Below are 12,647 nucleotides of genomic sequence, written 5' to 3'. Positions count from 1 at the left end.
TGAGTGAAGGGGCCTCACCGGTGATTTAAGCCGGGTAACCTTTGTGGGAGCGAGCTTGCTCGCGATAGCGGAGTGTCAGCCAAGATTATTTTGCTGATCCACCGCCATCGCGAGCAAGCTCGCTCCCACAGTTGTCTTTTTTTGTGCAAGAGCATTATGCAAAGCAGCAGCAACCTTTTTCCTGTCGCCCTGATCAGCGCCGAGCGACGCGGTGATCTGAGCGAAGACGTCTATCGCCTCAAGCCCGGTAACAGCCCGGACTACAGCGTCGAACTGGCCGTCACCCGCCTGGGCATGGCCGACGCCGGCCAGACCCGCGGCGTTCCCGTGATCCTGTTGCACGGCAGCTTCTCCAACCGCCGCTTCTGGTATTCCCCCAAGGGTCTCGGCTTGGGGGCGTACCTGACGCGCCTGGGTTTCGATGTCTGGATTCCGGAGATGCGCGGCCATGGGCTGTCCCAGCGCAACCAGGACTACCGCAACAACCGTGTAGCCGATTACGCCCGCTACGACCTGCCCGCCATCGGTGCTTTCGTGCGCGAGCAAAGTGGGCAAGTGCCGCACTGGATCGGCCACTCCCTGGGCGGCATCACCCTGGCGGCGGCGCTAGGCGGCCATTACCTGGGCGAGCCGGCCGTGGCGTCGGCGGCGTTTTTCGGCACCCAGGTCAGCCGCACCTACTGGCCGCTGAAGATCCCGCCGGTGGAATGGAGCGGGCGTTTCATTCTCAAGCGCTTTGCTCAACTGTCCGGCTCACGGCTCAAGCGTGGTCCGGAGGACGAGCCCATCGGCCTGGCCCTGGAAAGCATGCGCTGGTATGGCCTGTTCGGGCGCTTCGGCGATGCCGAGAAGAACTGGTGGGCCGGTTTGGCCGATGTCCAGGTGCCGGTGCTGGCAGTGAGTGCCGCGGGCGATCACCAGGACCCGACCTGGGCCTGCCGCAAGCTCTTCGAACAGATCGGCTCCGAGCACAAGCAATTTGTCTGCCTGGGCCGGGCACAGGGGTTCAGTGAAGATTTCGGGCATGTCGAGATGCTGGTCAGCAAGGCCGCGCACACGGATGTCTGGCCGTTGGTGGCGCGCTGGCTGGAAAACCCCTGTGCGCCGTTGATGGCAGAACAACCCAGTCTGGCCGAGGCGGTTTGAGGCGAAGGCCCTGACAAGAGCATTTCGCTCTGGTCGGCTTGCGGCTAAGATATGACGCTTGAAGCGGTTTCGGTCACAAACGGTTGCTCATTCAGTCTGACGTTCCAGCCTTACAGGAGTTGTTCGATGAACCATTACCTCACGCCCGACCTGTGCGATGCCTACCCGGACCTGGTTCAGGTGCTGGAGCCGATGTTCAGCAATTTCGGCGGCCGCGATTCCTTCGGCGGCGAAATCGTGACCATCAAGTGCTTCGAAGACAACTCGCTGGTCAAGGAGCAAGTCGAGCAACCGGGCGCCGGCAAGGTGCTGGTGGTGGACGGTGGCGGCTCTCTGCGTCGGGCCTTGCTGGGTGACATGCTGGCGGAAAAAGCCGCGAAGAGTGGCTGGGAAGGGCTGGTGATCTACGGGTGCATCCGCGACGTCGACGTCATCGCCCAGACCGACCTCGGCGTCCAGGCCCTGGCCAGTCATCCGATGAAAACCGACAAGCGCGGCATCGGCGACCTCAACGTAGCGGTGACCTTTGCCGGCGTGACGTTCCGTCCGGGCGAGTATGTGTACGCGGACAACAACGGCGTGATCGTCTCGCCAAGCCCGTTGAAAATGCCTGAATGAAGCGCTACAGCCATAAGGGATGAGGATGTTCGAGGAAGAAAACGCGCAATGGGGGCTGGTGCATGCCCTGGTGTTGGACGGTAAGGGCGGCGCGCGTTCCATTGCCCGGACCGACCTCGACGAATTGCAGTTGCAGGCCCACGAAAGCCTGTGGCTGCACTGGGATCGCAGTCATCCGCAAACTCACACCTGGTTGCGCAAATCCAGCGGCCTGAGCGAATTCAACTGCGACCTGCTGCTGGAAGAGAACACCCGTCCGCGCCTGCTGCCCCTGCCTAACGCCGAGCTGCTGCTGTTCCTGCGGGGGATCAACCTGAACCCGGGGGCCGAGCCGGAAGACATGGTCTCGGTGCGGATCTTCGCCGCTGCCCAGCGTGTGATCTCCCTGCGTTTGCGACCGCTGCGTGCCACCGATGAGCTGTTGGCGCAACTGGCCGAGGGCAAGGGGCCGAAGACCGCGTCGGAACTCATCCTTTATATGGCCCAGTACCTCACCAACAAGGTGCAGGACCTGGTCACCTGTCTCTCGGAAATCGTCGATGGCGAGGAAGAAAAACTCGATACCGACGAACGGTACACCCCCGAGCACGACGCCATTTTGCACATCCGTCGAAGGGCGGCCGGGTTGAAGCGGTTCCTGGCGCCGCAGCGGGACATTTTCGCCCAGATGACCCGGCTGAAACTGCCGTGGTTCGTCGAAGACGATGGCGATTACTGGAACGAATTGAACAACAGCCTGACCCGTTACCTCGAGGAGCTGGAATTGACTCGCGAGCGCGTGGGGCTTGTGCTGGAGGCCGAAGACCGGCGCCTGTCGGTGCGCATGAACCGCACCATGTACCGCTTCGGCATCATCACCGGAATTTTCCTGCCGATGAGTTTCCTGACCGGCCTGTTGGGCATCAATGTGGGCGGTATCCCGTTCTCGGCGAGCCCCTACGGTTTCCTGGTCGCGTGCTTGCTGATGGTCTGTGTGGCGCTGGGACAGTGGTGGCTGTTCCGGCGTCTGCGCTGGGTGTGATGAGGCTTCATGTGACCCGACGAAATCTGATCGCGTCTTCCACAGACATCACGAGAGGTGCGTATGCACGATCCGTTTGAACAGTCTTTGCGCGACATGCTCAAGGCTTCGCCGTCCAGCCGGGACGACGACGCATGCCTGGGACGTGTACTGAAAACCGCCAACCGCCAGGTCGGCGCCAGTGATCTGTTCAGCCTGCTGGGCCGTTGGCTGCCCGCGCTGATGATCGCCTTGAACAACGGGTCGGCCCATGTCGCGCCGGTTTCCCGCCGTAAACCTGTTACTCGCACCGCTGATAAGGCTGATTGAATATGGAACTTGATCTCTGGACCCAGAGCCTCGTCACGGCAATGACCGCGTTGTGGACCAAGGTGGCCAACTTCATCCCGAACCTCTTCGGCGCCCTGGTGGTGCTGTTGCTCGGTTTCGTCGTGGCCAAATTGCTGGACACGCTGCTCTCCAAACTGCTCGCCAAACTGGGCCTCGATCGCCTGATGGGCGGCACCGGCCTGACCAAGTTGCTGTCGCGAGGCGGCATCCAGGTGCCCATTTCGACCCTGGTTGGCAAGATCGTCTATTGGTTCGTATTGCTCATTTTCCTGGTTTCGGCGGCTGAATCCCTTGGACTTGAGCGAGTTTCAGCTACGCTGGACATGCTTGCGCTGTATTTGCCGAAAGTATTCGGCGCCGCGCTGGTGCTCCTGGTGGGTGTCCTGTTGGCCCAACTGGCCAACGGGCTGGTGCGTGGCGCCGCCGAAGGCGTGGGGCTGGACTACGCCGCCGGCGTTGGGCGAATCGCCCAGGGCCTGGTGATCATCATCAGTATCTCGGTTGCGATCAGCCAGTTGGAGGTCAAGACAGACCTGCTCAACCACGTGATCGTGATCGTTTTGATTACCGTTGGTCTGGCCGTTGCGCTGGCCATGGGGTTGGGAAGCCGGGAAATCGCCGGCCAGATTCTCGCGGGAATCTATGTGCGTGAATTGTATGAGGTTGGGCAACAGGTGCGTGTTGGCGAGGTCGAAGGTCAGATCGAAGAGATCGGCACGGTGAAAACCACATTGCTGACCGACGAGGGCGAACTGGTGTCGCTCTCCAATCGGATCCTGCTGGAACAGCATGTGAGTAGCCGCTAACCCGGCAAACCCTGCTAATGTATGCCGCCGCAAAATGCCTGCTATTCCAGGCTGCGGCGCACATTGACCTAGACTGTCGGCCCGACCTGTTTTGAACAAACCCCAATCGCTGTCCACGCGCTACGACCCCCGTGATCTCTCCGATGAGGAGTTGGTTGCCCGCGCGCATACGGAGCTGTTCCACGTAACGCGCGCCTATGAAGAGTTGATGCGCCGCTACCAAAGGACATTATTTAACGTTTGTGCACGGTACCTGGGGAACGATCGCGATGCTGACGATGTCTGTCAGGAGGTGATGTTGAAGGTGCTGTATGGGTTGAAGAACTTCGAGGGGAAATCGAAGTTCAAGACCTGGCTCTACAGCATCACCTACAACGAATGCATCACGCAGTACCGTAAGGAACGGCGAAAGCGTCGCTTGATGGACGCTCTGAGCCTGGACCCTCTTGAAGAAGCGTCTGAGGAAAAGGCGCCCAAACCCGAGGAGAAGGGTGGACTCGATCGCTGGTTGGTCCATGTAAACCCGATTGATCGGGAAATTCTGGTGCTACGATTTGTCGCAGAGCTGGAGTTCCAGGAGATCGCAGACATAATGCACATGGGTTTGAGCGCGACAAAAATGCGTTACAAGCGCGCTCTTGACAAATTGCGTGAGAAATTTGCAGGCATTGCTGAAACTTAGTTCGGCGCAAATATCTCTTACGTGTAGGCAAGTTCTGATAGACTTGCCGCCGAGTTGTCCCCCGGTTTGCGGGACTGCTTCACAATCACCAGATGGGGATTTAACGGATGAAACTGAAAAACACCTTGGGCTTTGCCATTGGTTCTTTGATTGCTGCCACTTCGTTCGGCGCTCTGGCACAAGGCCAAGGCGCAGTTGAAATCGAAGGCTTCGCCAAGAAAGAACAATTCGACAGCGCTCGTAACTTCAAGAACAACGGCAACCTGTTCGGCGGTTCGATCGGTTACTTCCTGACCGACGACGTTGAACTGCGTCTGGCCTACGACGAAGTGCACAACGCACGTACCGACGACGGCACCAACGTCAAGGGCGCCAACACTGCCCTGGACGCTCTGTACCACTTCAACAACCCAGGCGACATGCTGCGTCCTTACGTCTCGGCCGGTTTCTCCGACCAGAGCATCGACCAGAATGGCAGCAACGGTCGTAACCGTTCTACCTTCGCCAACGTTGGTGGCGGCGCCAAGCTGTACTTCACCGAGAACTTCTACGCCCGTGCTGGCGTTGAAGCTCAATACAACATCGACCAAGGCGACACCGAGTGGGCGCCAAGCGTTGGTATCGGTGTGAACTTCGGTGGCGGCTCCAAGCCTGCTGCTGCTCCAGTTCCAGCTCCGGCTGAAGTCTGCTCCGACAGCGACAACGACGGCGTGTGCGACAACGTCGACAAGTGCCCAGACACCCCTGCCAACGTCACTGTTGACGCTGACGGCTGCCCAGCCGTTGCTGAAGTTGTACGCGTTGAGCTGGACGTCAAGTTCGACTTCGACAAGTCGGTCGTCAAGCCTAACAGCTACGGCGACATCAAGAACCTGGCTGACTTCATGAAGCAGTACCCATCCACCACCACTACTGTTGAAGGTCACACTGACTCCGTCGGTCCTGACGCTTACAACCAGAAACTGTCTGAGCGTCGTGCAAACGCCGTCAAGCAAGTTCTGACCAACCAGTACGGTGTTGAATCGTCCCGCGTTCAGTCCGTTGGCTACGGCGAATCCCGCCCAGTTGCTGACAACGCCACTGAAGCTGGTCGTGCTGTTAACCGTCGCGTAGAAGCGCAGGTTGAAGCCCAAGCTAAGTAATTAGCCCACAGCTTTGGAAGAGCCCGGCTTAGGCCGGGCTTTTCTTTGCCTGGGATTTATGAAAATGAGGGGGGCGTTGCCGCAAAACAGTTGGTTAAACACAAAACCTGTGGGAGCGAGCTTGCTCGCGATAGCGGTGTGTCAGCCAGTATTGATGCTGCTGACCCGATGCTATCGCGAGCAAGCTCGCTCCCACATTAGGCTAGGTGTTGTTTGTTACAGCGCCGAAGCCTGAACCCACGCAGGCTGTGATGCGGTGAGTTCGGCAGCACCGGCCACCGCACCGATCACCAGGATCGCCGGGCTCTTGAGCTGGAAGGCGCTGGCATCGGCTTCCATCGACGCCAGGTCGCTGCGGCAATCACGCTGGTGGGGCAGGGAGGCGTTTTCGATCATGGCCACGGGCGTGTTTGCCGCCAGGCCACCGGCCAGCAACTGCTCGCGGATCTCGCTCAGCTTCGCCACGCCCATGTACACCACCAGGGTCGTACCGCTTTGCGCCAGCGCCTGCCAGTTCAGGCTACTGCCATCCTGGGTGTGGGCGGTCACCAGGGTCACGCCCCGGGCGACGCCGCGCAGGGTCAGCGGGATGTCACAGCGGGTGGCCCCGGCCAGGCCCGCCGTGATGCCATTGACCAACTCCACTTCGACACCTTGCGCCTGCAGCCACTGTGCTTCTTCACCGCCACGGCCAAAGATGCACGGATCGCCGCCCTTGAGGCGCACCACGCATTTGCCCTGGCGGGCATAGCGCAGCATCAGTCGATGGATGAACGCCTGAGGGGTGGAGCGGCAGCCACCGCGTTTGCCCACGGCGATGACGCGGGCACCGGGACAATGTTCCAGCACCGCCTCGTTGACCAGATCATCGATCAACACCACGTCGGCCTCGCGCAGCGCGCGCACGGCCTTGAGGGTCAGCAACTCAGGGTCGCCAGGACCTGCACCCACCAGCCAGACTTTTGCGTTCATAGTGTTTTCCTCACGAGAGAGCGGCCATCGGTTGCGCTGAGGCAACCAGCAGGCGCTTGATTTCCGGTACGCAGGAACCGCATTGCGTGCCACAGCCCAATTCCTTTTTCAGCCCCTGCAAGTCCAGGCCGCGTTCGATGCCGGCGCAGATCGCGCGCTGGCTGACGTTCAAGCAGTTGCACAGTGTCTTGCCGCCGCTACCGCCACCCACCGCCGCGCCGACATTGCCTGGCGGAGCGCTCAATGGCGCCAGCAGCCAGCGGCGCAGTTGTTCATCGCTGCGACCTTCCTGCCACAGATTCTGCAACCAGTGCCGGGCGAGGGTTTCGCCGGCCAGGCGGATGGCGGTGATGCGACCGTTCTCGATCCGCACCCGTTTGCCGATGGCACGACGCGGATCGTCGTAGGCCAGCACCGGGCCGTCGATCAGCCCCAGTTGCTCGTCGATGGCCTGCAGCAGTTCGGGATCGGGCGCTGCGGCGCTGGCCGCGCGAATCACCAGCGCCGGGCGTTCACGGCCGGTTAGGCTGAGGCTGACGTAGGCAAACGCCTCACAGAGCGGTCGAAGCGTCTCCAGATGCTGTTGAACATCGCCCTCGATCAATGTGAACAACTGCCAAGGCAGGTTCACCGGTTCCAGGCGTACGCCGCTGTGCTTGAGTTCCGGCTGTTTCGACAACGGGTCGAAGGCCGGTTGGGTCAGGCGGTTGACCCCACCCTTGAGGAACCGGTCACCCCAGTGCATGGGCAGGAACGCCTGGCCGGGACGCACGCTTTCGTCGCTGTCCACGGCCACGACCACCGCGCCGCGCCGGCTTTTCAGGCTGACCAGGTCGCCGGCCTGCAAGCGATGGCGCTGCAGTTCGTCAGGGTGCAGGCTGAGGACGGCTTCATTCACATGACCGAACAATTGTGCGGCGGTGCCGGTGCGGCTCATGCCGTGCCATTGATCGCGCAGCCGCCCGGTGTTCAGGGTCAAGGGGTAGCGTGCGTCGCGCAGCTCCCTGGCGGCACGATACGGTTCGGCGACAAATCGCGCGCGCCCGCTGTCGGTGGGAAAGATCCCGTCTTCGTACAGGCGCGCGGTGCCGGTCGTGGCGCCTTCCGGGAAGGGCCATTGCTGGGGGCCGAGTTCATCGATCAGGGCATGGCTGATGCCGGACAGATCGAGGTCGCGCCCGCGGGTCAGGTGTTTGTATTCGTCGAACACCTGGGCCGGGCTGGCAAAGTCGAACAGGCTGGGCTGGCCCGGCCGCAGGCGTTGTTCCAGGCGCTGGGCGAAGTCCACGGTAATCGCCCAGTCCGGGCGTGCTTCACCGGGCGCGTTGACCGCCCGGCGAACGTGGGAAATACGCCGTTCGGAGTTGGTCACCGAACCCTCTTTCTCGCCCCAGCTGGCCGCGGGCAGCAGCAGGTCGGCGAAGGCGGCGGTCTCGGTGGTGCGGAACGCTTCCTGCAACACCACGAACGGACAGGCTTGCAGCGCGTCCCGTACCGCCGTCTGGTCCGGCATCGATTGGGCCGGGTTGGTGCAGGCGATCCACAAGGCCTTGATCTTGCCGCTGCGCACTTCGTCGAACAACTCGATGGCGCTCAGGCCCGGGTTGGCCGGCAACTGCTCGACGCCCCAGTAGCGGGCGACCTCATCGCGGTGTTCCGGGTTGTTGGCTTCCCGATGACCGGGCAACAGGTTCGACAGGCTGCCGGTTTCCCGTCCGCCCATAGCGTTGGGCTGGCCGGTCAGCGAGAACGGCCCCGCGCCCGGACGGCCGATTTGCCCGGTGGCCAAGTGCAGATTGATCAACGCGCTGTTCTTCGCACTGCCGGCGGTGGACTGGTTCAAGCCCATGCACCACAGCGACAGGAAACTCGGCGCGTTGCCAACCCATTCGGCGCACTGGTGCAGTTGTTCGACACTGATGCCGCACACCTGGGCGACCATGGCCGGGGTGTAGTCGCGCACCAGGTTCTTCAATTCAGCCAGGCCTTCGGTGTGGGCCTTGATGAAATCGCGGTCGACCCAGTCTTCCCACAGCAACAGGTGCAAAATCCCGTGGAACAAGGCGACGTCGGTTCCCGGCAGGATCGCCAGGTGCAGGTCAGCCAGGTCGCAGGTGTCGGTGCGCCGAGGGTCGATGACGATGATTTTCATCTGCGGACGGCGGGACTTGGCTTCTTCGAGGCGACGAAACAGGATCGGATGCGCGTAGGCCATGTTGCTGCCGACGATCATCACGCAATCGCTCAGTGCCAGGTCTTCATAGTTGCAGGGCGGGGCGTCGGCACCGAGGCTGCGCTTGTAGCCGACCACGGCCGAAGACATGCACAGGCGCGAATTGCTGTCGATGTTGTTGGTGCCGACCAAGGCCCGGGCGAGTTTGTTGAACGCGTAGTAGTCCTCGGTCAGCAACTGGCCGGAAATGTAGAACGCCACGCTGTCGGGGCCGTGCTCGGCAATAGTGGCCGCGAAGACGCTGGCGGCATGCTCCAGGGCGCTGTCCCAGTCGGTACGGGCGCGGGCCAGGCCCTTGCCCAGGCGCAGTTCGGGGTACAGGGCGCGGGCGGCGAGGTCGCCGGTCAGGTGCAGGGTCGAGCCCTTGCTGCACAGTTTGCCAAAATTGGCCGGGTGGGTGGGGTCGCCACTGACGCCGAGAATGCGCTCGTCGTCATGGTCGATCAGCACGCCGCAACCGACCCCGCAGTAACAGCAGGTCGAGGCAGTGGTTTGGTGGCTCATCAGCTTGCGTCCCGTAGCGCCAGCAGGACCCGGCCGTTTTCGACACGGGCCGAATGATGATGGGCGCAGCCCACATCCGGCGCCTGGGCCTCACCGCTTTGCAGGTCGATCTGCCAGTTGTGCAATGGGCAGGCCACGCGTTTGCCGTAGATCAGTCCCTGGGACAACGGCCCCCCTTTGTGCGGGCAACGGTCGTCGAGTGCGAAGACTTCATCGTCGCTGGTACGAAAAATCGCGATATCGCCTTTCGGGCCCTGGATGATGCGTGAGCCCAGGGCGTTGATCTCTTCCAATGCGCAGATATCCAGCCAGTTCATGCCGGCACCTCCAGGTTCTTCACGGGGATGACTTCGAACTCTTTTTTCAGCTGGGGTTGTTCCAGGCGCTGTTTCCATGGGTCCTGTTCCAGGGCCAGGGAAAATTTCAGGCGTTCATGCAGCGCTTTGCGGCGGGCCGGGTCTTCCAGCACGGCTTTCTTGATGTGCTCCATGCCGACCCGCTGCATGTAGTGCACGGTGCGCTCGAGGTAGAAGGCTTCTTCGCGGTACAGCTGCAGGAATGCGCCGTTGTATTCGCGGACTTCTTCGGCGGTCTTGAGCTTGACGAAGAACTCGGCGACTTCGGTCTTGATCCCGCCGTTGCCACCGATGTACATCTCCCAGCCGGAGTCGACGCCGATGATGCCGACGTCCTTGATGCCCGCCTCCGAACAATTGCGTGGGCAGCCCGAGACCGCCAGCTTCACCTTGTGTGGCGACCACATGTTGAACAGGTCGTGCTCCAGTTCAATGCCCAGCTGGGTGGAGTTCTGCGTGCCAAAGCGGCAGAACTCGCTGCCCACGCAGGTCTTCACGGTGCGGATGGACTTGCCGTAGGCGTGGCCGGACGGCATGTCGAGGTCTTTCCAGACACCCGGCAGGTCGTGCTTCTTGATGCCCAGCAAGTCGATGCGTTGCCCGCCGGTGACCTTGACCATGGGCACGCTGTATTTATCGGCGACGTCGGCGATGCGGCGCAGCTCCGCCGGCGTGGTCACGCCGCCCCACATCCGCGGCACGACCGAGTAGGTGCCGTCTTTCTGGATGTTGGCGTGGGCGCGTTCGTTGATCAGGCGCGACTGTGGGTCGTCCTGGGCTTCGCCGGGCCAGGTGGAGATCAGGTAGTAGTTCAGGGCCGGGCGGCAGGTGGCGCAGCCGTTGGGGGTGCGCCAGTTCAGGTAGCTCATGGTGCCGGCGATGGTCAGCAGGTGTTCGTCGCGGATCGCCTGGCGGATCTGGCCGTGGTTGAGGTCGCTGCAGCCGCAGATGGCTTTCTCGCTTTTCGGCTTGACGTCCGCCGCACCGCCCACGGTGTTGATCAGGATCTGCTCCACCAGGCCGGCGCAGGAGCCGCAGGAACTGGCGGCCTTGGTGTGTTTTTTAACGTCATCGACGCTGAACAGCCCGTGTTCCTGGATCGCCTTGACGATGGTGCCCTTGCACACACCGTTACAGCCGCAGACTTCGGCGCTGTCGGCCATGCTCATGGCTTTGTCCTGGCCCTGGTGGCCGACATCGCCCAAGGCGTTTTCACCGAACATGAGGTGATCGCGGATTTCGCTGATCCCGGCGTTTTCACGGATCTGGCGGAAATACCAGCCGCCGTCCGCCGTATCGCCGTACAGGCAGGCGCCGACCAGCACGTCGTCCTTGATCACCAGCTTCTTGTAGACGCCGCCAATCGGGTCAGAGAGGGTGATGGTCTCGGTGCCTTCGCCGCCCATGAAGTCACCGGCGGAAAACAGGTCGATGCCGGTGACCTTGAGCTTGGTCGAGGTCACCGAACCCTTGTAGGTGGCGAAGCCCAGTTGCGCAAGGTGGTTGGCGCAGACCTTGGCCTGTTCGAACAGCGGGGCCACCAGGCCATAGGCCGTGCCGCGATGGTTGGCGCATTCGCCGATGGCATAGATGCGCGGGTCGTAGGTCTGCATCGTGTCGTTGACCAGGATCCCGCGGCTGCACGGAATGCCGGACTTTTCCGCCAGCTCGGTGTTGGGGCGGATGCCGGCGGCCATCACCACCAGGTCGGCGGGGATGATGTCGCCGTTCTTGAACTGGACCGAGCCGACCCGGCCGTTGCCGGCGTCGTGCAGGGCCTGGGTCTGCTCGTTGAGGCGAAAGGTCAGGCCACGCTCTTGCAGCGCGCTTTGCAGCAATTGGCCGCTGGTCTTGTCCAGCTGCCGCTCCAGTAGCCAGTCACCGAGGTGCACCACGGTCACGTCCATGCCCCGCAGCTTCAAGCCGTTGGCGGCTTCGAGGCCCAGCAGGCCGCCGCCGATCACCACGGCGTGCTTGTGGGTCTTGGCGGTGTCGATCATGGCCTGGGTGTCGGCGATGTCGCGGTAGCCGATGACGCCTTCGAGCGTGTGGCCAGGGATCGGCAGGATGAACGGCGTGGAGCCGGTGGCGATCAGCAGGCGATCGTACTCGGCCTCGGTGCCGTCCTGGGCGATGACCCGGCGCTTGACCCGATCGATCTGCACCACCTTGCGGTTGAGCAGCAGGTTGATGTGATTGTCCTGGTACCAGCTCAGGTCGTTGAGCACGATCTCTTCGAACGTCTGCTCGCCGGCCAGCACCGGCGACAGCAGGATACGGTTGTAGTTGGTGTGGGGCTCGGCGCCGAACACCGTGATGTCGTACAGCTCGTTGCTCAGCTTGAGCAATTCTTCAAGGGTCCGAACCCCGGCCATACCGTTGCCGATCATCACCAGTTTGAGTTTTTTCATCAGGGTTCTCCGCGAGCTCATGCCCGTTTCATCACGGCGATCGGGCTGACTCGGCCATTTTTTCGAAAACAAAAAAGGCGTCCCGCTAGCAAGCTAGCGAGGACGCCTTTGTCCTGGTCCCGTTCTCTCGGGAGGCACCGCCCTCATCGTTGGAGGCGTTGCCTTATGTCTGTTGCCAGGGGTTATGCAGTGGTTGTGCCAAGTGGGCCAAGGGTGTGGATTTATTGGGCGGGCCGCTGGTCGGGCGCGCAATGGCGGGATTTATTGCACCGAATCAAAGCGTATTGCCCGGTAATGGAGCGTTGGGGCTGGCGCATCGCGGCGCAAGCTTTGCTCCTGCATTGGATCGATTGTGGGAGCGGGCTTGCCCGCGAAAGCGGTGCGTCAGTCAACATCCATGCTGAAGGTGCTGACGCCTTCGCGGGC

At 61.9% G+C, this 12,647-nt stretch carries 11 protein-coding genes; 7 read left to right on the top strand and 4 right to left on the bottom strand.

What is annotated here, in order from left to right:
* Positions 1 to 156 precede the first annotated feature (156 nt).
* From VM99_15665 to VM99_15635, 7 genes are all read left to right on the top strand, one after another.
* Positions 157 to 1,146: an EstX protein gene (locus tag VM99_15665; GenBank protein ID AKJ99433.1), complete on the top strand. Its 990-nt coding sequence runs from the start codon at positions 157 to 159 to the stop codon at positions 1,144 to 1,146.
* A 126-nt stretch (positions 1,147 to 1,272) separates the two neighbouring features.
* Complete coding sequence (locus tag VM99_15660; protein ID AKJ99432.1) at positions 1,273 to 1,764, top strand: ribonuclease activity regulator protein RraA; 492 nt, start codon at positions 1,273 to 1,275, stop codon at positions 1,762 to 1,764.
* Positions 1,765 to 1,789: 25 nt separating this feature from the next.
* Positions 1,790 to 2,785: a CmaX protein gene (locus tag VM99_15655; GenBank protein AKJ99431.1), complete on the top strand. Its 996-nt coding sequence runs from the start codon at positions 1,790 to 1,792 to the stop codon at positions 2,783 to 2,785.
* A gap of 63 nt (positions 2,786 to 2,848) precedes the next feature.
* Positions 2,849 to 3,094, top strand: a complete 246-nt coding sequence (locus VM99_15650; protein AKJ99430.1) for a CrfX protein — start codon at positions 2,849 to 2,851, stop codon at positions 3,092 to 3,094.
* A 2-nt stretch (positions 3,095 to 3,096) separates the two neighbouring features.
* The gene (locus VM99_15645; protein ID AKJ99429.1) at positions 3,097 to 3,921 is read left to right on the top strand and encodes a transporter; all 825 of its coding nucleotides are present in this window, start codon (positions 3,097 to 3,099) and stop codon (positions 3,919 to 3,921) included.
* A 91-nt stretch (positions 3,922 to 4,012) separates the two neighbouring features.
* The gene (locus tag VM99_15640) at positions 4,013 to 4,603 is read left to right on the top strand and encodes an RNA polymerase sigma factor SigX (protein ID AKJ99428.1); all 591 of its coding nucleotides are present in this window, start codon (positions 4,013 to 4,015) and stop codon (positions 4,601 to 4,603) included.
* A 107-nt stretch (positions 4,604 to 4,710) separates the two neighbouring features.
* Complete coding sequence (locus tag VM99_15635; protein ID AKJ99427.1) at positions 4,711 to 5,745, top strand: porin; 1,035 nt, start codon at positions 4,711 to 4,713, stop codon at positions 5,743 to 5,745.
* A 216-nt stretch (positions 5,746 to 5,961) separates the two neighbouring features.
* Here the strand turns inward: VM99_15635 and VM99_15630 are convergent, their stop codons facing one another.
* Genes VM99_15630 through VM99_15615 form a run of 4 tightly spaced genes read right to left on the bottom strand, consistent with a single transcriptional unit; the run spans position 5,962 to position 12,221 of the window.
* Positions 5,962 to 6,717, bottom strand: coding sequence for a uroporphyrin-III methyltransferase (locus VM99_15630; protein AKJ99426.1), 756 nt, complete (start codon positions 6,715 to 6,717; stop codon positions 5,962 to 5,964).
* A 10-nt stretch (positions 6,718 to 6,727) separates the two neighbouring features.
* On the bottom strand, positions 6,728 to 9,454 hold the full coding sequence (locus tag VM99_15625; protein AKJ99425.1) for a nitrate reductase: 2,727 nt from the start codon (positions 9,452 to 9,454) through the stop codon (positions 6,728 to 6,730).
* Positions 9,454 to 9,771, bottom strand: coding sequence for a nitrite reductase (locus tag VM99_15620; GenBank protein ID AKJ99424.1), 318 nt, complete (start codon positions 9,769 to 9,771; stop codon positions 9,454 to 9,456). Before VM99_15620 ends, VM99_15625 begins: the two co-directional genes overlap by 1 nt.
* Positions 9,768 to 12,221 carry a nitrite reductase gene (locus VM99_15615; GenBank protein ID AKJ99423.1) on the bottom strand — a complete coding sequence of 818 codons (2,454 nt, stop codon included), beginning with the start codon at positions 12,219 to 12,221 and terminating at the stop codon, positions 9,768 to 9,770. The genes VM99_15620 and VM99_15615 overlap by 4 nt, the downstream gene beginning before the upstream one ends.
* Between the last annotated feature and the right edge of the window lie 426 nt (positions 12,222 to 12,647).

The organism is Pseudomonas chlororaphis (genome assembly GCA_001023535.1).
Lineage (GTDB): Bacteria > Pseudomonadota > Gammaproteobacteria > Pseudomonadales > Pseudomonadaceae > Aquipseudomonas > Aquipseudomonas chlororaphis_E.
Note: the sequence above shows the minus strand (reverse complement) of the source record. Positions and strands in the feature narration are given on the sequence as shown.

Excerpts from the sequence above, each read along its gene's own strand:
- VM99_15665 (AKJ99433.1), top strand. The coding sequence starts at position 157 with ATGCAAAGCAGCAGCAACCTTTTTCCTGTCGCCCTGATCAGCGCCGAG.
- VM99_15660 (AKJ99432.1), top strand. The coding sequence starts at position 1,273 with ATGAACCATTACCTCACGCCCGACCTGTGCGATGCCTACCCGGACCTG.
- VM99_15655 (AKJ99431.1), top strand. The coding sequence starts at position 1,790 with ATGTTCGAGGAAGAAAACGCGCAATGGGGGCTGGTGCATGCCCTGGTG.
- VM99_15650 (AKJ99430.1), top strand. The coding sequence starts at position 2,849 with ATGCACGATCCGTTTGAACAGTCTTTGCGCGACATGCTCAAGGCTTCG.
- VM99_15645 (AKJ99429.1), top strand. The coding sequence starts at position 3,097 with ATGGAACTTGATCTCTGGACCCAGAGCCTCGTCACGGCAATGACCGCG.
- VM99_15635 (AKJ99427.1), top strand. The coding sequence starts at position 4,711 with ATGAAACTGAAAAACACCTTGGGCTTTGCCATTGGTTCTTTGATTGCT.
- VM99_15630 (AKJ99426.1), bottom strand. The coding sequence starts at position 6,717 with ATGAACGCAAAAGTCTGGCTGGTGGGTGCAGGTCCTGGCGACCCTGAG.
- VM99_15625 (AKJ99425.1), bottom strand. The coding sequence starts at position 9,454 with ATGAGCCACCAAACCACTGCCTCGACCTGCTGTTACTGCGGGGTCGGT.
- VM99_15620 (AKJ99424.1), bottom strand. The coding sequence starts at position 9,771 with ATGAACTGGCTGGATATCTGCGCATTGGAAGAGATCAACGCCCTGGGC.
- VM99_15615 (AKJ99423.1), bottom strand. The coding sequence starts at position 12,221 with ATGAAAAAACTCAAACTGGTGATGATCGGCAACGGTATGGCCGGGGTT.